The 26,189-nt window shown below is 36.5% G+C and carries 29 protein-coding genes, 1 pseudogene and 1 riboswitch; of the genes and pseudogenes, 5 read left to right on the top strand and 25 right to left on the bottom strand.

The window, feature by feature from the left end; translation table 11 throughout:
* Positions 1-68 precede the first annotated feature (68 nt).
* A complete protein-coding gene (locus MJG50_RS13780; RefSeq protein ID WP_240256322.1) occupies positions 69-1,781 on the top strand; it encodes a methyl-accepting chemotaxis protein in 1,713 nt (570 codons plus the stop codon).
* 75 nt (positions 1,782-1,856) lie between these two features.
* Here the strand turns inward: MJG50_RS13780 and MJG50_RS13785 are convergent, their stop codons facing one another.
* From MJG50_RS13785 to MJG50_RS13865, 17 genes and pseudogenes are all read right to left on the bottom strand, one after another.
* A complete protein-coding gene (locus tag MJG50_RS13785) occupies positions 1,857-2,435 on the bottom strand; it encodes a GNAT family N-acetyltransferase (protein WP_240256323.1) in 579 nt (192 codons plus the stop codon).
* Positions 2,404-2,850 (bottom strand): NUDIX hydrolase, encoded by a 447-nt coding sequence (locus MJG50_RS13790; protein ID WP_240256324.1) that lies wholly within the window; start codon positions 2,848-2,850, stop codon positions 2,404-2,406. Before MJG50_RS13790 ends, MJG50_RS13785 begins: the two co-directional genes overlap by 32 nt.
* Positions 2,851-3,194: 344 nt before the next feature.
* Positions 3,195-3,737: an NADPH-dependent FMN reductase gene (locus MJG50_RS13795; protein ID WP_240256325.1), complete on the bottom strand. Its 543-nt coding sequence runs from the start codon at positions 3,735-3,737 to the stop codon at positions 3,195-3,197.
* 78 nt (positions 3,738-3,815) lie between these two features.
* Positions 3,816-4,514 (bottom strand): AIR synthase related protein, encoded by a 699-nt coding sequence (locus MJG50_RS13800; protein ID WP_240256326.1) that lies wholly within the window; start codon positions 4,512-4,514, stop codon positions 3,816-3,818.
* Entirely contained in the window at positions 4,511-5,005 is a 495-nt protein-coding gene (locus MJG50_RS13805; RefSeq protein ID WP_240256327.1) for an ECF transporter S component, read from the bottom strand. Before MJG50_RS13805 ends, MJG50_RS13800 begins: the two co-directional genes overlap by 4 nt.
* Before the next feature lie 51 nt (positions 5,006-5,056).
* Positions 5,057-5,491: a bifunctional adenosylcobinamide kinase/adenosylcobinamide-phosphate guanylyltransferase gene (locus MJG50_RS13810; RefSeq protein ID WP_240256328.1), complete on the bottom strand. Its 435-nt coding sequence runs from the start codon at positions 5,489-5,491 to the stop codon at positions 5,057-5,059.
* Entirely contained in the window at positions 5,443-6,051 is a 609-nt protein-coding gene (locus MJG50_RS13815) for a histidine phosphatase family protein (protein WP_240256329.1), read from the bottom strand. Before MJG50_RS13815 ends, MJG50_RS13810 begins: the two co-directional genes overlap by 49 nt.
* Entirely contained in the window at positions 6,000-6,824 is an 825-nt protein-coding gene (gene cobS, locus MJG50_RS13820; RefSeq protein WP_345893237.1) for an adenosylcobinamide-GDP ribazoletransferase, read from the bottom strand. Before cobS ends, MJG50_RS13815 begins: the two co-directional genes overlap by 52 nt.
* An 80-nt stretch (positions 6,825-6,904) precedes the next feature.
* Positions 6,905-7,621 (bottom strand): annotated as a pseudogene (locus MJG50_RS13825) (cobyric acid synthase); the annotation flags it as partial.
* On the bottom strand, positions 7,618-8,190 hold the full coding sequence (locus MJG50_RS13830; RefSeq protein WP_240256331.1) for a bifunctional adenosylcobinamide kinase/adenosylcobinamide-phosphate guanylyltransferase: 573 nt from the start codon (positions 8,188-8,190) through the stop codon (positions 7,618-7,620). The gene MJG50_RS13830 and the pseudogene MJG50_RS13825, both read right to left, overlap by 4 nt.
* Positions 8,169-9,242, bottom strand: coding sequence for a threonine-phosphate decarboxylase CobD (cobD, locus tag MJG50_RS13835; RefSeq protein ID WP_345893241.1), 1,074 nt, complete (start codon positions 9,240-9,242; stop codon positions 8,169-8,171). The genes MJG50_RS13830 and cobD overlap by 22 nt, the downstream gene beginning before the upstream one ends.
* Positions 9,223-10,188 carry an adenosylcobinamide-phosphate synthase CbiB gene (gene cbiB, locus MJG50_RS13840; RefSeq protein ID WP_240256333.1) on the bottom strand — a complete coding sequence of 322 codons (966 nt, stop codon included), beginning with the start codon at positions 10,186-10,188 and terminating at the stop codon, positions 9,223-9,225. The genes cobD and cbiB overlap by 20 nt, the downstream gene beginning before the upstream one ends.
* Positions 10,185-11,651, bottom strand: coding sequence for a heme ABC transporter ATP-binding protein (locus MJG50_RS13845; protein WP_240256334.1), 1,467 nt, complete (start codon positions 11,649-11,651; stop codon positions 10,185-10,187). The genes cbiB and MJG50_RS13845 overlap by 4 nt, the downstream gene beginning before the upstream one ends.
* 3 nt (positions 11,652-11,654) lie before the next feature.
* Positions 11,655-12,716, bottom strand: coding sequence for a FecCD family ABC transporter permease (locus MJG50_RS13850; protein ID WP_240256335.1), 1,062 nt, complete (start codon positions 12,714-12,716; stop codon positions 11,655-11,657).
* Entirely contained in the window at positions 12,676-13,659 is a 984-nt protein-coding gene (locus MJG50_RS13855; protein WP_240256336.1) for an ABC transporter substrate-binding protein, read from the bottom strand. Before MJG50_RS13855 ends, MJG50_RS13850 begins: the two co-directional genes overlap by 41 nt.
* 176 nt (positions 13,660-13,835) lie before the next feature.
* A riboswitch (cobalamin riboswitch) is annotated at positions 13,836-14,016 on the bottom strand.
* Between the two features lie 274 nt (positions 14,017-14,290).
* Entirely contained in the window at positions 14,291-15,025 is a 735-nt protein-coding gene (locus MJG50_RS13860) for a hypothetical protein (protein ID WP_240256337.1), read from the bottom strand.
* Positions 15,018-15,530 (bottom strand): RNA polymerase sigma factor, encoded by a 513-nt coding sequence (locus MJG50_RS13865; RefSeq protein ID WP_240256338.1) that lies wholly within the window; start codon positions 15,528-15,530, stop codon positions 15,018-15,020. Before MJG50_RS13865 ends, MJG50_RS13860 begins: the two co-directional genes overlap by 8 nt.
* Positions 15,531-15,872: 342 nt before the next feature.
* On the opposite strand from MJG50_RS13865, the gene MJG50_RS13870 reads away from it, so the two are divergent.
* Positions 15,873-17,123 (top strand): TolB family protein, encoded by a 1,251-nt coding sequence (locus MJG50_RS13870; RefSeq protein WP_240256339.1) that lies wholly within the window; start codon positions 15,873-15,875, stop codon positions 17,121-17,123.
* Between the two features lie 43 nt (positions 17,124-17,166).
* Here the strand turns inward: MJG50_RS13870 and MJG50_RS13875 are convergent, their stop codons facing one another.
* Genes MJG50_RS13875 through MJG50_RS13885 form a run of 3 tightly spaced genes read right to left on the bottom strand, consistent with a single transcriptional unit; the run spans position 17,167 to position 19,708 of the window.
* The gene (locus MJG50_RS13875; RefSeq protein WP_240256340.1) at positions 17,167-18,543 is read right to left on the bottom strand and encodes an MATE family efflux transporter; all 1,377 of its coding nucleotides are present in this window, start codon (positions 18,541-18,543) and stop codon (positions 17,167-17,169) included.
* 48 nt (positions 18,544-18,591) lie between these two features.
* On the bottom strand, positions 18,592-18,933 hold the full coding sequence (locus MJG50_RS13880; protein ID WP_240256341.1) for a GIY-YIG nuclease family protein: 342 nt from the start codon (positions 18,931-18,933) through the stop codon (positions 18,592-18,594).
* A 22-nt stretch (positions 18,934-18,955) separates the two neighbouring features.
* Positions 18,956-19,708 (bottom strand): DUF2087 domain-containing protein, encoded by a 753-nt coding sequence (locus tag MJG50_RS13885; RefSeq protein WP_240256342.1) that lies wholly within the window; start codon positions 19,706-19,708, stop codon positions 18,956-18,958.
* Between the two features lie 259 nt (positions 19,709-19,967).
* On the opposite strand from MJG50_RS13885, the gene MJG50_RS13890 reads away from it, so the two are divergent.
* Complete coding sequence (locus tag MJG50_RS13890; protein ID WP_240256343.1) at positions 19,968-20,510, top strand: shikimate kinase; 543 nt, start codon at positions 19,968-19,970, stop codon at positions 20,508-20,510.
* 67 nt (positions 20,511-20,577) lie between these two features.
* Here the strand turns inward: MJG50_RS13890 and MJG50_RS13895 are convergent, their stop codons facing one another.
* From MJG50_RS13895 to MJG50_RS13905, 3 genes are all read right to left on the bottom strand, one after another.
* The gene (locus MJG50_RS13895; protein WP_240256344.1) at positions 20,578-20,952 is read right to left on the bottom strand and encodes a VOC family protein; all 375 of its coding nucleotides are present in this window, start codon (positions 20,950-20,952) and stop codon (positions 20,578-20,580) included.
* A 104-nt stretch (positions 20,953-21,056) separates the two neighbouring features.
* Positions 21,057-21,974 (bottom strand): RpnC/YadD family protein, encoded by a 918-nt coding sequence (locus MJG50_RS13900; RefSeq protein WP_240256345.1) that lies wholly within the window; start codon positions 21,972-21,974, stop codon positions 21,057-21,059.
* 145 nt (positions 21,975-22,119) lie between these two features.
* Complete coding sequence (locus tag MJG50_RS13905; protein WP_240256346.1) at positions 22,120-22,911, bottom strand: class I SAM-dependent methyltransferase; 792 nt, start codon at positions 22,909-22,911, stop codon at positions 22,120-22,122.
* Between the two features lie 185 nt (positions 22,912-23,096).
* Here MJG50_RS13905 and MJG50_RS13910 point away from each other — a divergent pair, with 185 nt between their 5' ends.
* Together MJG50_RS13910 and MJG50_RS13915 are read left to right on the top strand one after the other, a co-directional pair.
* Entirely contained in the window at positions 23,097-23,459 is a 363-nt protein-coding gene (locus MJG50_RS13910; protein WP_240256347.1) for a YxeA family protein, read from the top strand.
* A 234-nt stretch (positions 23,460-23,693) separates the two neighbouring features.
* On the top strand, positions 23,694-24,218 hold the full coding sequence (locus MJG50_RS13915; protein WP_240256348.1) for a hypothetical protein: 525 nt from the start codon (positions 23,694-23,696) through the stop codon (positions 24,216-24,218).
* Positions 24,219-24,275: 57 nt separating this feature from the next.
* On the opposite strand, the gene MJG50_RS13920 is transcribed toward MJG50_RS13915, so the two are convergent.
* Together MJG50_RS13920 and MJG50_RS13925 are read right to left on the bottom strand one after the other, a co-directional pair.
* Positions 24,276-25,307, bottom strand: coding sequence for a C45 family autoproteolytic acyltransferase/hydrolase (locus MJG50_RS13920; protein WP_240256349.1), 1,032 nt, complete (start codon positions 25,305-25,307; stop codon positions 24,276-24,278).
* Between the two features lie 18 nt (positions 25,308-25,325).
* Positions 25,326-26,180 (bottom strand): AraC family transcriptional regulator, encoded by an 855-nt coding sequence (locus tag MJG50_RS13925; RefSeq protein WP_240256350.1) that lies wholly within the window; start codon positions 26,178-26,180, stop codon positions 25,326-25,328.
* Positions 26,181-26,189: the final 9 nt, after the last annotated feature.

Below are 26,189 nucleotides of genomic sequence, written 5' to 3' on the forward strand. Positions count from 1 at the left end.
TCCATAAAGTGTAGGGTTATGGGACCGATATAAAAGATACAAACATTTATAAAGGGGAAATACAACCTATGGCTCTACTACGTAATCTAAAAGTTTCAAGAAAACTTCTTTTACTTCTAATCATAAGCGCTCTTTCGTTAATCATTGTCGGAGTTATTGGCATTAACTCAACTAAAAAGATGGCCGAAGAGTCTGAGTCAATGTACAATAATACGCTCCAACCAAATATGTGGCTTGGCCAAGTCCGAATTAACAATCGGGCATTAGGTGAATATACATTACAGCTTATGTTAACAACCGACCCTAAAGAAAATGAAGAAATAAAACGCTTAATGAAAGAAAGTATAGACGAAATCAATCTTAATATAAATCAATTTAAGGAAATTAAGCTATCTCCTGAAAATAGTAAAAACTTTGAAGCTTATTTAACGGCAACTGAAAAGGTAAGTAAGTCTCGGGGAGAAATTATCAATCTTGCAATAGAGAACAAAAACGAGGAAGCATATCAACTTTATAAGCAAGAAGTTGAAAAGAATATTGCGGAAGTAAATAATGCACTTTCAGCACTCCAACAATCGAATCTAGTTTTTGCTGAAAATCAAAATGAGCAAAATAAAAAAGATTTAAAGACTGAAAATATCATTTTAGTCTCTGTAATTGTGTTAACCCTTTTACTTTTAATCACTCTTGGTTTGATCATTACAAGGGTCATTGTCAATCCTATTAATTCAATTAAAGAACTACTTGCAAAAGCGGAACAAGGAGATTTTACTGTTGAAGGTTCCTACCAATCAAAGGATGAACTCGGAGTCCTTACAATTTCATTTAATAATATGATTATTGGTTTAAAGAAGATTATTGCCAAGGTTGGCGAGACATCACATCAAGTTGCCGCTGCATCGGAAGAGTTAACTGCAAGTGCAGGTCAAACAACGACAGCGACCGAAAATGTTGCAGTAGCTATTCAAGAGATCGCTAGTGGGGCTGACACATCTTCTAAAAAGCTTGAAACAAACTCTACTTCGTTAAAAGGAGTACATGAAGGTGTCTTACGAATAACTGATCGTACAACCAACGTGGCCGAATTATCAAGATCAACTGCTAAAGATGCTGAAGAAGGCAGTGAAATTGTGGAACAAAATTTAACTCAAATGAAATTCATTCATCAGTCTGTGAGTAAGTCTAATGAAGTAATTGGTTCTCTATCACTCCGTTCAAATGAGATTGGGAAAATATTAGATGTAATTGGAGGAATTGCCGACCAAACAAATCTTTTAGCACTCAATGCAGCAATCGAAGCTGCAAGAGCTGGAGAACACGGAAAAGGATTTGCAGTCGTCGCCAATGAAGTGAAGAAACTAGCAGAAGAATCGTTATCTTCAACAAAAATAATTGCCGACTTAATAGGAAGCATTCAACAAGATACGAACGAATCGGTAAAAATCATGAGTGAAGTAAAAGATAATGCAGAACGTGGCATGGCAATCTCTACAGAAGCATCTGAAAAATTCAATCTGATTTTAGGACAAACTAGAAACATCACACCACAGATTGAGGATATTACCCAAATAGTGCTTCAAATCTCAGAAAGTATTGAATCCATCTCAACCGCATCGAATCAAATTACATTATTGGCCAAGCAAAATGCTGCCAATTCTGAAGATGTAGCCGCTGCAACAGAGGAACAGCTTGCCTCAATGGAAGAAATCAATTCTTCATCACAAGCATTAGCATTCATGGCTGAAGAATTAAACGAGTTAGTAAGTAGATTTAAGATTTAGAAAGACAGGACATTTATTAGGGGACATCCTCTAAAGTCGATAGATTGAGACTTAGAGGATGCCCCTTATTATTTTCTAGTCTATTTCGTTTGCACTTTTCCACTCTTCCCTTAACAAACCCATTCGGATCGAGTCATAGTAAACGCCATTATAATAGCGGCATTTTCTCATACGGCCTTCCATCGTCATCCCAAGTTTTTCGCCAACCTTGACCATTCGAATATTACCTGACCAGGTCGAATATCCAACCCTTTCAATCGCAGGGATTGACTCAAACAAATAATCAATCCATAGTTTAATAGACTCAGTTCCATACCCACCATTCCAATATTCCGGTCGATAGATGACAATCCCCATTTCAAGCCAACGAGTTGCTTCATTCTCCCAATAATAAGTTACAGTACCAATAATTTTATTATCAGCTTCAATTATTAGTTGGTTCTGGGGCTCTGTTTTCCGTTTTAATGATTCTTCTGCTTTTGCTATGTAAGCTTTCTTTTCAATTGGATTGAGTGGAAAATAAGGTGCGTCCCACTTCTTCCATTCGGGGTTTGAATCCGCATATATTAACTCCCAAAGAATAGGAAGATCATTAATTTGGTATTCCCTAAGTGTCACTTTCTTACCTTTTAAAATAACTACTTGTTGATTCATTATGTAGGTTCCCCTTCCCATATGTAAAGTCAAGCAATAATTCTCGGTCCTCTGGAAATGATAATTCTAATTCGAGTAGTTCGTTAGCTGATTTCCAAGCAATCTCGTAGATTAAGTTATCTGGATCTTGAATACATTGCTTACCACCGATGACCCCTACTTCAAAATACTGTACTTCAACTTCAATACCATATGTAATGCCTACCTTTTTATATATAGGCCGGACAATCTTGACATCATAACCAGTCTCTTCTTTTATTTCTCTAATACAGCATTGCTCGAATGTTTCAGATGATTCCTTTCCCCCTGATGGGACAGACCAAACCTTCTTTTCCTCTGGCTTCCCTTGTAATACCATGAGAATCTGATTATGTTCATTTACACATATTCCAGCAGCTCCATACCATTTCTCCATTGCAAAACCCCTTTTTGACGTACTATCTGTATCATTTCGTTACATTTATTAAAAAGTCCTCTAAATTTTTAAATTTCGCGATAAGAGAGTTCGTTAATTTTGCTTTATGCACGATAAACTCCGGATATGCGCGCTCGCTTCAACATTTGCGCGCTTAGCACGATATATGCGCGCTCGCCAAAATATATGCGCGCTGCGCCAACATATATGCACGTTCGCAAAAATATATGCTCGTTACCAAAATACAAGCTTATTATCTCTAAGATTGATAAGGTATAAGCATGTTATCCATACACAGTTATGTAAAAAAGCACACAGCCTAAGCCGTGTGCTTTCAATCAATCTTATAGAGACTTCGCTTTTCCAATCCAGTCAACAAAATTATCCACAACACTATTTAAGAACTCAATTGTTGGTTCATGAACTAGTTTACCTGCTTCATCCATTTTTTCATGAATGGCACCGATATACACTTCATTTCCTGGCAAAGTTAATGCACCAATTCCAGCTAAGATTTGACGAAGATGAATTTGAGCACGGACAGTTCCCTGTACGCCTGGTGTTCCACCAGCAATCATAACAGGTTTCTTTATCATCACCTTGTCAACCCTTGAAAACCAATCAATTGCATTTTTCAAAAAGGCTGGGATTGAATGATTGTATTCGGGAGTGATAAATAACACTCCATCACTTTCAGCAACCTTTTTCTTAATATCAGTTACAATTGCTGGTGGTGTTAATTCATCATCTTGGTTATACATTGGTAATTGTTCAATTGGTAAAATCTCAATATCAATTTTACCTTTATAATGTTGTTGCATATATAAAGCTAATTTTTTATTATATGAATCCTTACGATTACTTCCTACGACTGCTACTACTTTCATTTTTTTAAAATACCTCCAACTTGTTTTTACTACGAAGAACAGTATAACTTATTACGAAGCAGTTACAAACTAATTTGCTCACTCAACCACATTAAAATAGTTGCCGGCTAGTCTTCTGATTTCCTTTTCATCCTCAGAATTATATACGACGAGAAAACAAGTTGCTGGCCCCGACGATTTCTTAACATCTACAGCTGTATTCATTTCGTCAATATTATAATGACCCATTTGACTAAGCTCATACGAAATTCCTTTTGAACCTACTGGCCACACAATTATATTTCGCAATTCCGAAATACGTTTGAAAATGGCTAATGGAGCTACCTCATCATTTCTAGTCATTACTTCCTGCCCAACAAGTGGTGAACCGATAATGCCAACCTTCATTCCCCGCTCATAAGAAGGAACCACCGAGCCTCGAACCGGGCGTTTCCCTAAAACGATAATACCAACTGCTGATTGCATCAAAGAAAAATTACTCTCCGAACTTCCTGTTATCGGGATATGTTCAATCCCAAGCTCGTCCAAACCTTGCTTCACACCGTTCACCAGCCCGCTCCAGGACTCATCACCACTAAAATTATGAATGACAACAGACATCGGAGTTGCCCCTGCAGCTATGCATTCCATCACTGCAACACGAAATCCATAATAACCAACTGTTTCATACGATGCTTGTACGAAGTCATACTCCTTTTCCCCAATTCCGCCGCTATTATCACATGCGATTACGAGAGACTCCTCATTTGTAAAAGGAAGAATCGTGACATTCCTCATTTGATACTTTCACCATTATGTAATTGAAGGAATGGCAGAGACTTCAGGCGGGGGATGACAACAGATGCTAAAACGAGATTTAACAAGGATCCTACAAATAAAGAAGGAAGCATCCCTGTAAAAAAGGCTGGGCTTATTAGGAAAATAAATGGCAACGGAGCGATAACCGTATTTCCAATTAAAAACAATGCAATTGCCGTAAATTTTTTTCCACTATGAACGATCATGCCAAGAAGCCAAACTAATAGAGCCATTTCTAAAGCAATCATGATATGAAATGGGCCGAGTGGTAGTCCAACTAATAAAGAAGAAATTAAATGACCTAACGCCCCAACGATTGCCCCTGGCACTCCACCCAATAATACAGCTGCTAATAGTGCTGGAAATGCGTCAAAAGCAACACTACCAACAGGTGAAGGAACTTTTATAAATGCTCCTACAGCCGAGAGTGCTGTAAACATGGCTAACCAACTCATTTTTCTTACATCCATCTATAGAACCTCCTCTATATGTACTCAAACCCTTAATCAATCTGTATCTCTCTATTTGATTTGATGATTGATTCCATACCAAATAATTTCAACACGCTCTGCCCTTGAACTAATATCTTGATAGATCCATCCCGTTACATCTCGCCAAATACGATTTTCCTTCTCAACTGGAACAATCCCCTTTGTAATATCTGTTCCAATTAGAATAAGCGTATGCTCTAGGTTGTTTTTCTCCCATTGCAGCCATTTACTCATTTGCTCTGCCCATTTTCCTCTGGACTGTTCTAATCCATATTGAATCACAATGTCCTTTATCCATTTTTCAATTCCCTCTAACACGAGAATATCTTCTGAAAAACGATTGAAATTACCTGGTAGGGAGACATCATCATAAGCGGAAATCCAACCTTGCCTTTTATTCAATTGATATGTATTCATTACCCATGCCTTTTTTCCGTTAAAGGCACCTCCCGTAACAAAGTGCATCGTTCTCCCCTCCTTAATGCGTCTATCTCAAACTCAAGCTCATACCCGCTTGCATGTCCAACCTGCCAATCCCAAAACTCTTTTTGAACAGGTGCATACTGTGAAAGCAAGTACCGAATAACTCCACCATGTGTCATTACCGCAATCCTATTACAACCGCTACAATCAGCCACAATCCGATCCCAACCAGCTTGAATCCTTTTTGAAAATTCCTCAAAGGATTCCCCTTCTAATGGTGTCTTTTCAAAAGGATTTGCTAACCAATCCTGATATTCTTGTATCTCTTTTAGTTCTTCGTACGTTTTACCTTCCCATTTCCCAAAGTTCATTTCCCGAAGTTCTTTTAAGACAACAGGTCTTGCCGTTGGAAACAAGATACGAAGAGTCTCCATGCAGCGGGGCAAATCACTCGAAAAAAACTGTTCATAGCGCAAGGAATGTATACTCTCCATTGGGTATAATGGAGAATCAGTCCACCCTAGATATGCATGTTTTTCATTCGCTTCTGTTACACCATGACGAAATAATGCAATAACCACACGGTCATCCATAGCATCCATTCAGTCCCTTCTACAGATGCTCCAATTACATCTCCTGTAATGCCACTGAACCATTTCACTATTTTTTTCCGTAAAATGATAAAGACAACAATTGTCATAGCTGACAGGATTACAAGTTCCAGAATAAAACGATAGCAAAAAATATACACTAGTGTGACATACAAACAATAGACCCATAAATCTCTAGAGGTAGCGCTCTTTTGAAACATCGCCCCTAGCCCCTCATTTTTCGCTCCGTTAACTGTCAATAATAACCCACCCATAACCGACTTACTAAAAAATGGAATGAGCAAAATCAACAGATATGTATCTGCAGTAGACATTAACGTAATTTCATATAAAAATAAAAAACGACTGCTCAAAAGTACAATCACAGAAAGAACCCCGAAAGCACCTGTTCTTGGATCCTTCATAATCTCGAGTCGCTTTTCTTTATCCTGATATGAAAAATATGCATCACTTGCATCCATCCAACCATCTAAATGAATTCCACCTGATATGACGATGGTCATTAGCCAAATTACGAAAGCAATTGCAAGACTCGAGAACAAGCTCCATTCAATTAGGATATAAAATAAACTAGAATAAATAGCACCTTGGAACAAACCTAAAAGCGGAAAAGTCCGTACTGCATTTTTCAAATGTGAACGATCCATTGGGATTACAATCGGAATTGGGATCGAAGTGAAAAACTGCAAATTAATCAGAAAGCCTTTTAGAAACCTCATCCTTTTCCACTCTCTTGCTCCACGATCTTCATAAGCAATTCCCAATTTAGATGCTTTTTCATTTCTTCAGCTAATTTTTCAAATCTTTCATCTGGGTCAACTGGATATACGATCTCTTTAAATGGTGAAAGGGAATCCTCCGCTTCGATCTGATGATTCTCGATATAAGGTAGCACGCCAAGAACAGGGAGCCCCGTTCTTTCCTCTAGCCATGCAACTCCATCAGTAAATAAATTAATGTCTCCCCGAAATTTATTGATGATTAATCCCTGGACTCTTTTTCTTTCGGAAGGTGATAACAGCTCTAAAGTTCCGACAATACTTGCAAACACACCACCACGATCAATATCAGCAACAAGGATAACTGGAACATCAGCCATTTCCGCAATCTTCATATTGACGAGCTCCCGATCCTTTAGATTAATTTCAACTGGACTGCCCGCGCCTTCAATGACAATCACATCGAAATAAGCTTGAAGATGATTTAATGCTGTTTCAATCGTTTCCAAACCTTTTTCATAAAAGTTGTCACGGTACTCTCTTCCTGACAGGATTTCAATCGCTTTTCCTAATAAGACAACTTCAGAACTCATATTTGTCCTTGGTTTCAAAAGAATTGGATTCATCCAAACACTAGCTTCGATTTTTGCTGCTTCTGCTTGAAGTCCTTGAGCCCTAGAAATCTCATTTCCTTCTGCAGTAACATATGAAAAATTGGACATATTTTGCGATTTAAAAGGGGCTACCTTGTATCCTTCGTTAACTAACATTCGACAAAGCGCTGTGACAATCAAGCTTTTTCCTACATCAGATGAGGTACCCTGAATCATAACACCTTTCATACTTGATCCCCTTTCATCATAATTGGAATTCCCGATTCTACTAAATAAGCTTTGGCTGAAGCTCTCACAATTTGCTGGTGAAGCTCGCCAAGTAATCTACTATACGTAAAGACTAGTTCATTCGTAGCAACAGGATCAAATAATAGTTCATTACTAACAATCATTAATGTCTGACAATTTTTTTGTAACAAGTCAATTCCAGCAATTATTTTCTTCTGAACTCCTTTTACAAACACATCGTCCCATTCTTCCTTAATAAATAACTCATTATTAACTAGAGTTGTCAGGCAATCCAAAAGAAGAATATCATCTTGATTAAAATTGGAAGCCAATTCTCCAATATTTACTGGCTGCTCCCATGTTTTCCACGAAAACGTACTGTCCGCTCTCTCCTGTTGATGCCTGTTAATTCGCTCTTTCATTTCGTTATCTGACGCAACACCTGTGGCGATGTAGTGAAGTCTTCCCCCAGTTTCCTCTGCAAGTCGGAGTGCTGTTTTTTCTGCATAGCTACTTTTTCCACTTCTCACTCCACCAGTAATAAAAATTAATGATGAGACATCCGCCATTCTGTTAGCACCTCCATTAATCTTTCATTTTCATGGGTGCTTTTAATCGCAAAGCGGAGCCAATTTCCATCTAATCCAGGGAAGTTAAAGGTATGTCTTGCAACAATCCCTTTTTCCAAAAGGAAGCGAAATAATAGTTTTTGATTCTCTATTTTTGGATCACGTAATAAATAAAAATTCACCCGCGATGCTGAAGTAATAAATGCTTCTTTTTGAAAAAATTGAAAAAGCTTTTGTCTTTCTTTTGCGATGTATTCCTGGGTCATTAGAATAAATGCCTCATTTTGCAAACAAACCTCACCAGCTAATAATGCTAATGTATTAACACTCCAATGGGATTGAAAGGCCGAAAGCTCCTTGATTATCATTGGATTGGTTACTGCATATCCAAGTCTTAGACCTGGAATAGCAAACATCTTAGTCATCGAACGGAGAACAATGACATTTGAAAAATCCTTGCATAAACCAACCGAAGATTCATAGGTTTCTACAAAATCATAGAATGCCTCATCCAACACGACAAAGCAACCAGCCCTCTTGCACTCTTTTATTAAACGCAAAATAGTAGACTGTGGGTATAGAATACCTGTCGGATTGTTCGGATTACACAGGAAAATAGCATCTGCATTTTCTAGAAGTGGAATAAGCCGATCGATATCGAGTTCCCAGTTTGGCTCATTTAATCGAAAGTATGAAACATCACATTCATTAACCCGACAAGCTTTTTCATACTCTGAAAAAGTTGGTTGAATAATTAGAACCCTTTTTTTAGCTAAAAATCGGGCCACTAATGTGATTAGCTCTGACCCACCGTTACCGATTAGGAGCCAATCGTGGTCCATTTTTTCCTTTTCCATTATCACTTCCTTAAGTGATAATGCATATGGATCAGGATAATCGACTATTTGCTTAAAAAAAACTTTCCATTTCTCAGATAGAGCTTGTGGTGGGCCAAGCGGATTAATGTTTGCACTTAAGTCAATATATTGATTTGGAATCTGGATACCCATTGCTTCGTATACATATTTCGGATTAGAACCATGTGATGGCATACTCAATGAGGATTCCCCCTATCCACAAGAAAAGTAAAAATAAAAGAGATGTTCTCGCTAAAATGGTATTTGTTTTTAAAATGTGGTCTGCTTTCATCGGGACAATTGGTCGACCCATTTTCGCTCGGTTTGAAATCAACCCTTTATAATAATTTGTACCACCAAGCTGAATCCCTAATAAAGCAGCTACTGCCGCTTCTCCCCAGCCACTATTTGGACTCGGATGTTTTTTTGCATCAGTATATAGTATCTGCCAAGCTTCACGTAAGCTTGATTGTTCTGGCTTCTTTCCTAACATCATCAGACAACCTGTAATGCGGCTTGGAATCCAATTTAAAAGATCATCCAGCTTTGCGGATGCAAATCCAAAGTCTATGTATCTTTCATTCTTATATCCAACCATTGAATCACACGTATTTACGGCGCGGTAAACCATTGCAAGTGGTGCCCCTCCAATGAGTGCCCAAAACAATGGTGCGGTTACCCCATCACTCGTATTTTCAGCAACAGTCTCGATCGTTCCCCGGACAATTTCTCCTTCATCGAGTTGATCGGTATCTCGACCAACAATGTATGAGAGCTTTTCCCTTGCTTCGGTAATATTTTGCTGTTTGAGTGGATGGTATACCTCAAGCGCTGCTTCCTTTAAATTTCTCTGAGCAATCGTTGTCGCGATTAAAATCGCTTCTACAATGATCCCTCCTATAAAATGAATCTTATAGCTTATCCATACAACGAGAAATGCGCTACTAAAGACAATCAATAAAACGGAAACAAGCATGACAACTCCTTTCCATTTCTTCTTGACACCTTTATTCCAGCTTTTATCTAAAACGGAAATCAACGAGCCGATCCAACGAACTGGATGTGGCCAATTTCTCGGGTCTCCAATTAGTAGGTCTAGTAAATATGCAAATGTAATCGCAATTAAGTGATAGATTATCATGATGAAGTCCTTTTTTTAGAGTTTCGAATGGCCTCAGCTGTACATTCATATACACCTTTACTAATTAGTTTACCTAACGGTGATATTGTTCCTGCAAATTCTAGTAGCTTACCTTTCTGTGTAGCTGCAATGAGAATGCTATCCGTTGATGTTCCGGTTGCAAGTGTACCTGAGATTTTATCGATAATTTGCAAATCATTCATGACCTTTACCTTTGATTCTGTTGCTGTCATAATGCTTTGAATATAAGCTTCCTCCGTTAGCTTGCCATTCACAAAAATCCAAGTGTTAATTGTTCCAGGGACTAAATCAAAAGAATGCAACTCACTTTTCGATGCATCAATCGCATTTCCAACACCTGCTGTGACAACAATAAAAACCGAAAAATCATCTTGCTTATATAACTGGTATGCGAGATCTTCTACCATTACAGCAGTCATCATTCCAACTGTCATTTCGAGGTCATAGCCATTTTTTTGCAAATACGATGCCATCTCATCTCGATGATTATCACAGTTATAATCCTTATCAACATGTCGATTGACAAATGTACGATACCAACCAGTACCAGAACCTACTACTCCTGATGACATTGTTCGTAACATCGTTGGGGAATGTAATTCAATTCGATCCGGTAAAACTTTTAACAGAGATGGGTTAGTGATCATTTCATTTTCACCATATTTTAATTTGGGTAGAAGTACTAACTGTGGAGCCGGTACCTCTGGATGTGGTTGTTTTTCAATCTCAGTATTGTAAACATCCTTGATTATTTCCTTTTTGAGCACATTATCTGGAGTATCTTGAACTCTAACGCTACCTTCTTCTAATAGTAAAAGCCGATCACAATACAATCCCGCTAGATTCAAATCATGAAAAATTGAAATGACTGTTAAACCTTTTTCCTTCGTCCAGCTTTTTAAAAGATCTAATAGCTCCTTTTGATACGAAAGATCTAAATGGTTTGTCGGTTCATCCAATAATAAAATATGTGGTTCCTGAGCCAAAGCTTGTGCTAAGTAGACCCTTTGTCTTTCCCCACCTGAAAGCTCTTGAATATTTTTATACTGAAAATCTGAAACTCCTGTTTGAGTCATCACTCTTTGGACGATCTCTTCATCTTCCACACTCCATGATTGAAACCAGCCTTTTTGATGAGCATAGCGCCCGAAGGAAACTGTTTCTTTAACTGTATATGAAAAGGATTGTGAAGAATGTTGTGGTAAGACTGCTACGATTTGCGCTAGCTGTTTCGGAGAATAATCGGAAAGTGAACGACCATTAATGTCAATTATCCCTTGTTGATTGGGCAGGATTCCACTGATCATTTTCAATAAGGTCGTTTTCCCACTACCATTTGGACCTAAAATACCGAATAATTCCCCTCTCTCTACCTCAAAGGACACATCCTTTAAAATCGCATAATTCGAATAGCCCCCTGATAATTGTTGTACTCGTAGCATTTCTTAACCACCTCTCTCCGTTCTTCTTTTTATTAAAATAACAGCAAATACAGGTGCACCTATCAAAGCGGTAATAACTCCGATTGGAAGTTCTGTAGGTGAAATAATCGTTCTCGAAACAAGGTCTGCCAAAATTAGAAAGCCACCTCCTGATATAATAGACAGGGGTAGTAAATGTCTATGATCTGGTCCCCATAATTGTCTCGCTAAGTGCGGGATAACTAATCCAACAAATCCAATCGTTCCGGATACTGCCACTGCTGCACCAGTTAAAATAGAGCCTGCTGTTAATATGAGTAATTTTCGTTTTTGAACATTAACCCCCAAATGATGTGCCCTTTCTTCCCCAAAGGACATCGCATTTAATTCCTTCGCATTTACGAGCAGAATCACCGTTCCAATTAGCAAGAAAGGCAAAATAATTTTGATATAAGCCCATCCTCTCATCGAAACACTTCCAAGCAGCCAACCAATAATTTGCCTTAATTCCTCACCGGTTAGTGAAATCATTAACGAAATAATTGCCCCAAGAAACGAACTAAAAATAATTCCTGTTAATATGATTGTCTCAACCTTCATTGAACGCTCAATTTTCCGGGCGAATGCTAATACACATATGATTGTTAAAAATGAACAGACAATACTTAATACGGGAAGCGTGAATCCTCCAACAAATGGAATAGAGATATTAAAAAAGATAGTTAACACTGCACCAACAGATGCACCTGACGAAACCCCTAATGTGTATGGATCTGCTAAAGGATTCCGTAGTAGACCTTGAAAGGCCGCTCCCGCAATCGCAAGAGCTGCCCCTACTAGACCTGCTAACAATACCCGTGGCAATCGAATATTCATAACGATGTTAATATGCATTGAATCTACCTGATCAAGCGAAATAAAATGAAAAATTTCTGCACCTATTATTTGGATAATACTCCATACTGGAATATATACGGTCCCAATCGATATCCCCAGTAAGATAGCAACGATTAAAAATGCAGTTGCTGTTAAATATGCGAAGAACTTATTCGTTTTTAAAGATTTCTGGATAAATTGCTTTTGCAAGTTCCTCGATCCCTTCAATAATTCTAGGACCAGAACGGGTCACTAGATCTGAGTTAACATCCGCTACTTGTTTATTTTTCACAGCACTTACATCTTGCCAACCATCTCTATTCATTACTTGTCCTATTGGATCCTCGACATAATCACCATACGTCGTAATGATCACATCTGGATTCTTTTGAAGTAATGCTTCTTGGTCCATGATGACCCATCCTTCTTGATCACCAGCTACGTTTTCAGCTTTTAGGATTGTCAACATTCCATCCATAAATGTATTCTTACCAGTCGTATAATTTTCTGGAGCAGGACCTACTTCTACATAAACAACCTTTTTATCGGCAATGTCCGCAATTTTCGATTCAATCTCTGCCAGTTTTTCTTTCATCGCTTTGACAGTTGTTTCGGCTTCTTTCACTGTTCCTGTAGCCTTCCCAACCATTAAGATTGATTCGTACACGGCATCAATGCTTTGAGCATCATCCACAACAAATACTTTGATTCCTGAATCTCTTAATTGTTGCAGTCCTTCAGTAGAATTAAGTGCGGTTGACTCATGTGCAAGAACTAAATCAGGGCTTAATGAAATAATCTTTTCTACATTAAATTCCATCCCACCGATTTTTTCTTTCTTGGCAGCTTCTTCAGGATAATTATCAAAATCAGATACCCCAACTATTTCATCGCCAAGTCCTAGTTCAAATGCGATTTCAGTATTACTCGGAATAAGTGATACAATTTTCGCTGGTTTTTCCTCAATGACAACCTCATTATCAAGGGCATCTTTTATCGTGACAGGAAATGCAGCCGTTTCAGCTTGATCGACCTGTTCCGTATTTTTTGACGAATCATCTTCTTTAACCTGTTTATCTTTGCCGTCTCCACAACCTGTTAAAAGTCCAAATGACAACAATAATAAAAATAATAATGAGTACAACTTCTTCATCTTTCTTTTCCCCCTTAAATAATCATTTGATTAATCATGAATTCAGTGGAGTGTTTTATAAAAATAAAAAAACATCTCCACTGAATTCATGGAGATGTTGGTATGAAATAATCATTTACTTTTTGCCAGAGTAAAAAGATTGTATTCCTGCCACACCTCCCTATCCTCGTAGGTTTTTGGGTGCATAGAATGAGGCAGGTCTCCTGGCTTATGGTCATCGCTCGCTGCACCTTCCCATACAATTGTACAGTGGTCATTGCAGCTAGCTCCCATTTTACAGTGGCGGGACCGCGTTGGAATTTCACCAACTTCCCTTTTAAGTCTTGTTTAAAAGACACCTTATTCAAACGTATGTATGAAATTTTCCGTCACCATAAATTATACACTATTTGGGATGGGAGTTAGTAATTATTTTTTGAACATCGGGGTTTCCTGTAGAAATTTTATGGAAATGTTTCTATGGTGACCGTTGTTCGATCTATTTCTTGTGAACGGGCACTATTGACCTTGTATGATGACCGTTGATCGGATTTTTTCTTGTGAACGGGAACCACATTGACCTTCGAGAAACTATACACTTAATTAACCTAATCAAAGTTAGCCTAAAGATTGAATATTCCCTTGGCTTTAGCTATTTTTTATAAACCTTAAATGATTCAGCAATCTTGACTATTTCTTCCTTCGGGATTGGTCCATATCTGCTACTTTGTTTGCTTTTATTATCTATAGTTACTGCGAGATTAATAATTACGCCATTTTCCTCCCAAGCCAACATTTGAGCTGCACCATTATAAAGATATAAACCTTTTCTACCATTATCAAATTCAATCAAATTCTTTTCACTATAATGTGAATAACTCTCTAATGACATTAACGAACCATCCATCAAAGTAACGAGCATCATTCCTATAGGACTCTCAGTAGTAAAATAATACAGTTCAAGATCCTGATATTTGGGGTTATCTTCTTCTAGTGGAATCATCATCTCATTTTCCAAATCTTGTTTATATGGTCCTCGGTAACTTTTTTCAAAGTCAACCCCCTCAATTTCAAATGGCGCATATGTTGGGAGCATAATCACTCTATCAAATGTTTTTAACTCATCAATTTTCCTAATCTCATCCTCTGCTAAAAAGGCATGTGAACCGAATTCTCCCTTTGGCATTATGAAAATAATCAGGGCTAATAAAGCAGCAACGGCGATTCCACCTACAGAGACGAAATATCCCTTAAATTTATTTCGCGATTTTTTCATTTCATATGTTGATGTAAAATTCATTAATGATTGATGTATCAGTTGTTTCTTTTCATTATTCATCTTTGCTGTTGGCATTGATTGAAGCTTTTGATCTAATTCTTCATTCATGTAAAGCACCTCCTAGCCTTTTTTGCAAGGCGATTTTTGCACGGTGGTAAGTTGAGCGAGTTTTATTTTCGCTCCACGCCAATACCTCTGAAGTCTCTTGTACAGATAACCCTTTGATTCCCCTTAAAATTATTACATCTCGAAAATTAGATTTTAGTGACTGGATTGCTCTATACAGCTCCTTATTTTCTTCTTTTAAATCAAGCAGAACCTCTGGTGTAACTTCTGTACTTGGTTCGTGGCTAGTTTCAAAAGAAAGAACGGACTTCCACTTATTTCGGTTTCGCATCCTGATTTCATCAATCGCCAGGTTTCTAGCAATGCTAAATAACCACGTTCGTGGGTTGGAATTTCCTTGAAAGGAGCCTATCCCTTTGAGCGCTCTGATAAAAACCTCTTGAACTAAGTCCTCTACATCCGTTCTCCCAACTAGATAAATAAGAAAGTTATAGACATCATCGCTATATTGATGAAACCAATCAGAAATAACATTTTGATTTGTCATGTAATTTCTCCCCTGTATTCTTTTATCTATCTAATTAGACGATATCCCTCCTGAATTATCGCACTAATTTTAAAATTTATCGTAATTAATAGTTATCAATCACACTACTATAAAAGGTCAAAAAGGTTATTAAATCCTCGTAAATGATTTCATACCTTTGTTTTTTCAATTTGTAGTCTCATGAATCTCATTTTCTAACCTAATACATCTCTGTAACATATAAAAGAACTAAAAAACTTACTTCAAAAATCACCTAGAAGTGTGCCTAGATTGCAATTTCCCTTTCATCAATCTAATGGTTATCTCCCTAACAGGCAATACTACCCTTGAGGTGATTTCATAATGAAAATTTTACAACTGGCAATCGTTTTAACCCTTATTTTCCCAACTTTATGTCTTGCCGAAGTGAAAAGCGCACATGTTAAGGTTGCTTTCGAACGTGACGGATATCTTTGGACACTCATCAATAACAAAGAAGAGAAGTTAACTGATGAAAAAGCTACCTATCCTTATCCACCCCAGTGGTCACATGATGGAAAAATGCTGTTATATCAAAAGGAAGCAACTGCTGAATTTCCAGAGGAAAACAAAACGCAAAATGAGCTTTGGGTTTATGATTTTGAGACAAAGAAACATATAAGAATTTTTTATGACGGCTACAGTCCAAAGTGGTCACCAGTTGAAAATATCATTGCCTTCCAAAGTAGGGGAGTGTTGAATATCTCCGACTTGGATCGCTTTTATAATATTTCTCTTGGTGTAGATTCCTTTGAATGGCAACCAGATGGGAAAGGTTTTATTGCTTCTTCAAGTGCTCAACTCCGTCCTGATGGATGGACTAACCCAATTCTTTATAACATTCCATCAGAGAATGGATATACGAACATTAAAAGTTTATCAAATGCAAAGAAACTATTTGTCATTCCTAATGAGGTAAAGAAGGGAAAGGTCAGTGTGTTGTCAATTGGTGCAGAGTCTCTTACATATTCACCTAACCACAAATGGATTTCTTTCATTGTTACCCCTACTGCATCATGGTCGATGGATAGTGACATGCTTTGTGTTATTTCCTCCGATGGAAAAGAATTTGAAGTAATTGATGAGATTATTTTACATCTTGATGAACCGAAGTGGGCGTATAAGAAGAATCTACTTGCATATATTGCTGGTGGGGGCCGGATTGTCTTTGGTTTTAAAAATAAGAAATTGAAAGTAACCGAGCTACCTACAACTAAAACACTTGACCTTACGCCACCCAATTTTGCAGAAATGGGATTTACATGGATTGATGATTCAGCCTTCATCGTATCAAGAGTAAAAGAAGCGGAATGGTCAAATGATCCGAAAAAACGGCCCGATGCATCCTTGTATTTTGTTGAGCTAAATGGTGAAAAGCAAGTAAAAATAACAAATCCACCGAAGAATAAAACTGATACCCAGCCACGTTATCTTTCTTCAATCAATAAAATCACATGGTTACGGCATTCGAAAACGGACTATAGAGGTGATTTATGGATTGCGAACACTGATGGAAGAGATGCAAAACTTTGGGTACGTGATGTTGGAGGATATGCTTTTTATCCTTCAAAGTAGAAAAAGGAAGCTATTTGTTCAATTTTACAAATAGCTTCCTTTTTTATTTCAATAATGCTTTTAAGGATTTCTTTTTCCAGAAAAAATGTTGATACGTAAATTGAGCCCCAAAATTGACTAGAAATGCAATTGGGTATGCTAGCCACACACCATCTATTCCAAGCGAAGTGTAGTTGGACAAGTAATATGCACTAGGCACTTCAATTAACCAAATACTTGCGATTGTGAAAATGGTTGGCCATAGTACCGTACCAGTTGCTCTCATTGTTGCTGATATTGTTTGGGTGTGACCTAAAATAACATAACTCCAAAATGAGATAACAATAAGTCCTTTTGCTATATTGATTGTATCAACATTATCTAGGAAGATCCTTAAAATTGGAGTAGCTAGCAAATACACGATAAAAATTAGAACTCCTCCGAGGATATAATTTAAGGAAATCCCTATTTTTGAGATATGTTTGATATTTGAGCTATTACCGGAACCAACTGATTGTGCTACAAATACCGAAATTGCTATTGATATACTCATGGCAGGAATTTGTACATAACTAGCAATTTGATTTACGATCCCGTATGCAGCAGTTGCATTTGAACCATAAGCATTCACAAAAGTGATAACAGCTATTTCAGCCATTGATATCCCAACCATACTAATACTAGTTGGAATTGCAAGTTTTAGCAGGGCTCTTAAAACCGAACCATTTAAGTGAAAATACTTTAAAATGGTGTGATCTAATTTAAGAATGTGGTTTCTTTTGTGCAAGTAGATTAACATAAGCACAAAAGTTATTAAATTTGATATTACAGAAGCATATGCCGCACCATTTAATCCAAACTCTGGAATTCCGAGCCAACCAAAAATAAGAATTGGCAGAAGTAGAATATTAATGACGACACTAATAATTAAAAAATAAAATGGTGTTTTTGAATCTCCAACACCTCTCATAAACGTTGTATAAACCATATATAAGAACGTGATAGGTAAGGTGACAAATAAAATCCGGGCATACTCAGCACTTTCCATTAGAATATTCTTAGGAGTTCCCATCCATCCAAGAATATCTTCTGTGAAAATACTTCCTAGAATAGCAACCGCAATCGAAATGATTGCAGTAAATGTTATCGTGACGCCGACAACTTCCTTCATTTTAGCTATATTTCCACTACCATACGTTTGCCCAACTAAAATTGAACTTCCCGAACCAATCCCAATTGCGAAGGATATCAGAAAAAAGAATAATGGAAAGAAGGCAGATATCGCTGCAAGCGAGTCTACGCCAAGTGTTTTTCCAACAACAATCGTTCCGACCACCTGACCCAATGATTGGATGACACTGGCCATCATAACAGGGATAAGAAAAGCAATCATTGATTTTGCTATTATTTTTGTATTTTTTTCGATCATATGTTCAGTCATTACAGTATATCTCCTTGATGCAAAATTCCCTTTGAATATACATAGATCCTAGTGGTATCCGTGTTCACCAAATGGCTGGAGATTTTCTAACCATTTTTCTTCGAGCTTTGCCAGTTCCTTTTTCTCGTCAAAATAGGCATTATCCTTCTTTTTTAGAACTTCTAATATTTCAATTTCAAATGAGTTCTTTCCTAATTCACTCCATTCCTCTTGCAGTTTTTTATTCATATGAGATCCGTTTTCAAGGGTAAATTTTAAACCATTTAAGGTTTTAAAATTCTTAGTACTTCCAATGAAGAGCTTGCCGTTCATACTATTTTTTATTTGAAAAATACCACCTTCAATTGGTGTTTCTTTATACATTTGCTTAAGTTCCTTTTTACGATCCATTTATTTTACCCACTTTCTTTCGTTATTTTTTCAACCAGTATTGGCTCCCGTCAGGCTTTCGGTCGATAAAACCATATTCAATTAAATAGCGTCTGATCATGACATAATCATCAAAAATCAGTTCCAATACTTCATTCAGTTCTTTTTCAGCATACATATGGTCAGGCTTTATTTCGTTTGCAATTTTCCGTAGCACAACAAGTCTTTGTTTTTCTTTAGGTGGAAATTTACTAAGGTGAACCGTGCCGTCAGGGAAGTACTTTTTAAGGATTTTTTCTTGCTCTTCTTCCGTAATGTTGTATCTGTCGTCTATCATTCTTGCGGTTTTATGAACAGGTATGAAGGCAGGAGCGTACTCGTCCTTTTCCTTCAACAATTCCATCAGTGCTAAAAATGTTTTCGCTTGTCGTTCCTTTTCCTTCAACGCAAATCGGTGATGACGAATCGTAGAAGTACTTCCAATACCAAGTTCTGTTTGAACTTCAGCATCACTTTTTCCTTCATAAAATAGACGTAGTAAACTATTTTGATGGTCAGTAAGGCCGGTAAGTTTTTTATCCATGCCAATTAAGTATTCAAATACGGATTGGTGTGTGCTCTCGATATGAATACGCATATATCTTTCTGCCTCGTAAAATATATTTTCACACGGATACACAATCCCTTTTTCTATTTTCTCACCACATAAAAGGCAAACATATGAATCCTTTTCCTCAATATATCCGCGTTTTAGTTCTGCCAATGAGGCACTCCAAAACAACTCTGATTTTTCCATATTTTAGACACATCCAGTCGAATTACTTTTTTTAAATAAAACATTGATTCGTTTATCTAATAACAAACATATTAATATATTGTTTGGTTAATGTCAACTCAATAAACAAATATATATATTGTTCGTTTGTACATCAACAAACAAAAATAATTATTGTTTATCGTTTTACGTAACTCTCCCAATTTCCTTTTGAAGGATTATCGAGTAATTTAACGAATAGTAGACTGTATGAAATAAATTACATTCGAGGGGGATGCATTTGAAAAAGAGATTACCTGATAAAATACATATTGTTGGTTCAGTAGGAAGTGGAAAAACTACATTAGCAAAGGAATTATCTTCAAAATTAAACATCCCCTATTATGAATTGGACAATGTTGTTTGGAAAAGGTATGAAACAGGGGATATAAGGCGAACCGTTTTAGAGAGGTTGGAATACTTACATTCCATAATTCATTCTGAAAGCTGGATTATTGAAGGAGTTCATACCGATGATTGGGTCGCAAATAGTTTTCTGAATGCAGATCTGATTATTTTCTTAGATATTAACTATTCAGTTAGAACATACCGCATTATACAGAGATTCTTAAAACAGAAACTCGGAATAGAAAAAGCCAACTACAAACCTACCAAGGAAATTTTCCTCAAAATGTTTAAATGGAATAAGCAATTTGAAAATGAAGGAAAACGTTACTTCTATGAGAACTTCGGGATTTACCGCGATAAGATGTTAGTTGTTCGAAATAAACGTGATATCGTGAATTACTTCAACGAATTTAATCGTTTCACTAAACCACAATAATAATAAACCGCTAATAGACTAGTCTATCCAGCGGTTCTAAAGTAAAGCATTTTTTTGCAGTTATTACTTACTTTGTAATCCATTCCAATACCTCAATGCGATTGCCAAATGGATCATCAACATAAAATCTGTTTGTCCCTGGTAGGTTATGATCTTCAGTAATTTCTATGCCATTTGCGCGAAGATGACTTTTTAAACCTTCGATATTTTCAACCTTAAATGCAGGGTGAGCCTTTTTAGCAGGGATGAATGGTTCTTCGATTCCGATATGAATATGAACATTTCCAAATCCAAACCAAACTCCCCCACGCTTCTTCAATTCGGCTGGTTTTTCAATTTCGTTAAAACCCAATATATCCTTATAAAATCCTCTTGCAGCTTCTTCACTACCCTTCGGTGCGGCTAGTTGAATGTGGTCGATTGATTTAAAAGTATAGATCATTTTATCATCTCCTTTACTTTAAACATACGACACAGGTTGCAATAAGGAAATGATAAAATAATTATATATTCATATAAGAAAATCTTATTAGACACTGAAATTCTTTATTTCCCATCATTCAATTTTGCAACTTCTTCAAGTGGTAAACCTGTAATTTTCACAACATACTCAATTGGAGCATTTTCCTCAAGTAGTCTTTTTGCAATTTCAATTGCTTTTAATTTCTCTCCTTTTTCCATGCCTTCTTTAAGATAATACTTTGCAAATGAAGTGTCTTCCAATGACAATCCCATCAATATTTCCTCCTTTTCCATGATTGGCTTCATTTCCTGAATGAACTTTATTTCCTCATCCTCTGGCAATTGCAGTATATAGTCAATAAACAAGAAAAGTCTCTGTATATATTCCCGTTTCATCTCTTTTCCTACTATTGTATCCCGCAGAAGCAATTTCATCAATTTTTGCTTGTATTGAAATCTTAAACCAATATTCTTTTTACTCTTGATTACATATAAACCAGCTAATATTGCTAATGCAAAGGGATTTTGAGATTTCAGAAGTGTGGATTCGGTTTGGGTGGCAATTCGGTAAGTGTTATACTTGAAGGCTAACTCGGTTCCATAAAATTCATAATTGAAATGATCTAGATTGTACTTGGAGGTTTCACCAGTGAACAAGGCAAGCGAGAAAACTTTTTGATTGTACTTTTCAAGAATTCGATAAAAAGATTGAAACATTCGCTTCGGAAAATTCTTTTGATAATCCCCTTGAACTTCGATATGGACATATACCCACTGTTCTTTTCCATTTTTTAATTGAATCTTTACTAATTTATCTGCAATACGTTTTTTACTTTTAGACTTAGTATGAATCGTTAGAAGCTCTTGCTCGAGGAATTGAGGTGGGGTACAAAAATTGACTTTTTCATATAGCTCGGGAGAAAAAAACAAAAGAAATTCTTCAAATAATTCGGTAATCACATCCTTCCATAACAAATCATAATTTGGACTCTTTTTTGTCAATCATATCAACACCTTTCTTTAGTAATAACTATTCTACATTCGGTACACTATTTCCTTTAATATATTTAATAATAAGGCCTATATCCTATACCTTTTCGTTAAGATAATCGGGATAGGCCAATCTTCTGCCTGTCTAACTTCTGTTCTAGTATTTTACCCCTACCTTTTTACACACATAAATCATTTGATAACTATCATTCGAAATAGGAGTCTCTTTCCAATCCTGATAAACTTCTAAAATCTCAAACCCATTTGCAGCCATGATTCGTTCCATTTCCTGTGGGAAAACGTATCGAAGACTAATATTGGTTTGCTTTTCATCAACGATTATTCCTTTTTCATCTTTAAATCTTCTAATCGTTATGTAGTGTTGTATTTGATTCAATGAATCATAATTGCTAATGGTATATACGTCGACTTCTCTTTCTGTTGCCCGATCTACATAACTTCTCCAAAATTCTTCTGTACTCGGTTGCAACAACTCTTCTTTACTAGGAAATCTTGTATCGAAGACAAAAATCCCTTCATCTTCGAGATGTCTATTAACTCCGGACAATAATTGATCCTGTGACTCATTTGTATGAAAATGTTGAAACGAGTTTCCCACCATATACATTAGTTTGCTTTTTACTTTCAAATCTAGTTTTGTACAATCCTGTTTGACCCACTCTATTTGCAAATCTCCTAGAACTGTTTTCTGTTTCGCATGCTCTAGCATGCCCTTATGTAAATCGACCCCAATCATTTGATACCCCGCTCGCGCTAAAGGAATGGTTACTCGTCCTGTACCACATGCCAAGTCAATAATGTGACCATCGATTTTAGACGCCCTTTTTAGTACAAAAGGAACTTCATTCCTGAACATGTCATTTTCCATATCATATAGAATTGGATCATCATATTCTTCAAAATTATCTACCATACTATTTATTTTCATAAATCCTCCCAATGTTTCCCCTTTATAGTGAGATACAACGATATTTTCCTCCTCACCATACCATTTTTTTAGACAAAACAAAATCTTTCAAAATTGTAATGTTTCTGTAAGATTATCAAATAGTTGTTTTTTAAAAATTAATATTTAATTGAATCATGCAGAATATGAAAGGTGGAAATGAGTAAATGAAAAAAGCAATCGCGGTTGTAATACTAATACTAGTTGGAATAGGCGCATTTTTAATAAAAGGAGGTGTGATAATTGATCGAATAAATCCTTTTGTTAAAGTGGATGAATACTACACAATTGTAGACACGAAAGGCAAACATTTAGGGAAAGACAGTATTCGAAAAAATAAGGAGAGCTATGAATATCAATTTATAGGTTATAATGTAGAGGGTAAAAAACAAGAGGTTACCATCAAAGTAACGAAAGATCTTCGCATCGGTGCCTATCTGAAGATTACAGCAAAAGGACAAAACGGTAAGTCCTGGACGGAAGTTCAGCCAGATGAAATTCCTGAAAAAGTAAAGAAAAAATTGAGCTAGTCCTATAACTTAATAAAAGGAACTACTTAATGCCAAGGTTCCCCCTTCTTACATATATCTTTTGTTGAATAACACCCCCATATATCCACTCTTATCTAGATCTTTACTCCTCGCTTAAGAAAATTAATTTCCCGAATTCAAAGATAGATTTGAATCAATTATGAATTTAGAAAATTTAGTCCAATTTTGTCTAAATTTATTATATAATAGGGAAAAAAGAAAGAGAGATGAACGATGAAAAAACTTACAACATTCTTTTTATTATTTGGATTAATTTTATCAGTTGTTGGTTGTAGTTCTGATAAACAGTCAGCAGATGAGGAAAACAAAAAAGATAAGACCAATGAAGAGGTTAAAAATGAGATAGTAGAAGAGATTTCATTAGGAGAAGATCAAGCTGAATTTCTAAATGGACTGAATAAAGAATTGGATAATCTCATAAACTTTTATATCGGTTTAAAGAACAATGAATCATTACTTTCAAATGCTTCTGTTAAGGACGATTTCAATAATAAACATGAAGCGTTTACAACTTTATTAACTCAATATAATGAAGAGGTAAAAAGCACACTTCCATCTGGAAATATTGTTACTAAATTTGATGAATTGATGAAGGAAGCTGTAACAGCAACGGATTTATTAAAAAAGGCTGTTGAAACCGATGATTTAGAAACATTCCATGAAGCAGACGCATATTTTGTTAAAACTGCTTCCTTATTACAAGAATGGACTAGATCCTATTCTGGTAAAAAAATGTAGCTCTTAATAAAATCTACCCAATGAAGAATGGGTAGATTTTATTTCGTAATGGAGGAACTATTTATTTTCAATAATCCCTGTCAATTTTGTTTTACTGATATCTGTACCACTCAGCCACTTTCTCAAATCAATTTCTAAAACCTCTTCACTTTGAGCAATTGCCGTTAAAATCTTTGCTTGTTTAAAATCATATGAAAAGGTGTGTAATGTCCCAAAAAGATCATCGTACTTTTTGAAAAATAACCCAGACTCCTTATTCCGAAACTCATCAAACATTTCCCGATTGGTTAGGTGATCGTTACTAATTTTATTTAAATAAAGCGCTCGTTCACGTGACCCAGTTATATCCTTATCTACAGTTCTTAATTGCCATTCCGGACTTTCGAAATGATTGACACATATTAAATCCGAACCCTTACGCACAACTACTTTTGTCGGTGTAGATTCTACGACAACATGATTTCCCAATGCATCACCAATTGAAAAATTATAGTTTGAAGCATGTGGAATTTCCTTTAATAAATGAATGGCTTCATTCGTATTACTACACATATCTAATACCATTCTTACTGCAAACCATGCTGATACACCTTTTCTATACTCGTCATTACTTACAAAATGTAAACCAATTACAAGTCCTTCACTATTAACTCCATCATGTCTGCCAACCCCTTGCAAATTATATCCCGCTGACGCCAATGAATTTTCTGGTTGGATCAAACTGAAAATCCGATCATATAGTGCAGGTGTGAAATCATAATTGCGAACGTAATAGTGATCATTTATATAGGTTGTACAACCCATTCCTTCCGTTTTTGGCATATCATATCCACAAAATAGAGCTAATGCTTTTTCATATCTGATTCTTAGCGCATCGGCAATACCTTGCATTTCGTCAAGTAGATGAGGAGCATACATTGAATAGAGATTCTCCACTTCTTCACGGCTAACATGGGGATTTGTAATCATCTCTAATGTCTTAATAAGGTCTGTATTTTGTAACTTTTCACCTAATTGATATCCTATCTTGTATGAAGAACCTTTAGATTGCAACACATCGACATCAAACGTATACTTGTTAGGATTCATTTCTTTCTCACCCACCCGTTATTTCACCGGAATCCAAATTTCAGAATAGCAATTTGGATCGGATGGATTGTCACCTGTGTAAACTTCCATCTCTGCTGTTCCCGCATATTCATATCCACTTGATGGAAACCATTCAGAATAAATTCGTTTCCAAGCGTCCTGCATCGCATAAGGCATCGCGCCATGAACTTCGAACACCGCCCATTTTGCAGCTGGTATTTCGACGTGTAAAAATTCATCTGGTACTTCACCAGTATGTTCAACTGCCACCCAATAATCGATAGAATTTGTATTTGGTGCACTAACACAAACACCTACTATACCTTTAATTTGACCATTGATTAATGGTATAAGTGAATCACATGTTCCATCGGAATTTACCTTATCCCATAACTTCGGAATCTCAGCAAGATGTTCATCATTCACACATGAGAACTCACGCTTTACTCCAACCACTTTAAAAGCTTCTCTTTCCACAATACTGTACTTCACTGGTTCTGCCCCTTTCAGACTCACCTGTATAACCAGGCGGTTATAAGATTGCAGCTTCCCCACACCTTTTCGTGCATCACTCGGTGTTAACCCATGCTGTCTACGAAAAGCTTTTGTGAAAGCCTCGGGAGTGTCATAGCCGTATTTATAGGCGAGATCAATAATCTTGTCTTCAGACCTAGTTAGATCTTCTGCTGCCAATGTTAAGCGCCGGCGCCGAATATATTCACCTACAGTAGCATCCGTTAAAATAGCAAATGTTCGTTGAAAATGAAATGGTGAGGCGTTCGCCTCATTTGCTATTTCTTCAATCGTGATTTCTTCAAGTAGGTGCATTTCTATAAAATCGATTGCTTTTTGTAATGATTCCACCCAAGCCATGTTTCTCAC

Origin of the sequence: Fredinandcohnia quinoae, assembly GCF_022427965.1 — a bacterium.
GTDB lineage: Bacteria > Bacillota > Bacilli > Bacillales > Bacillaceae_L > Ferdinandcohnia > Ferdinandcohnia quinoae.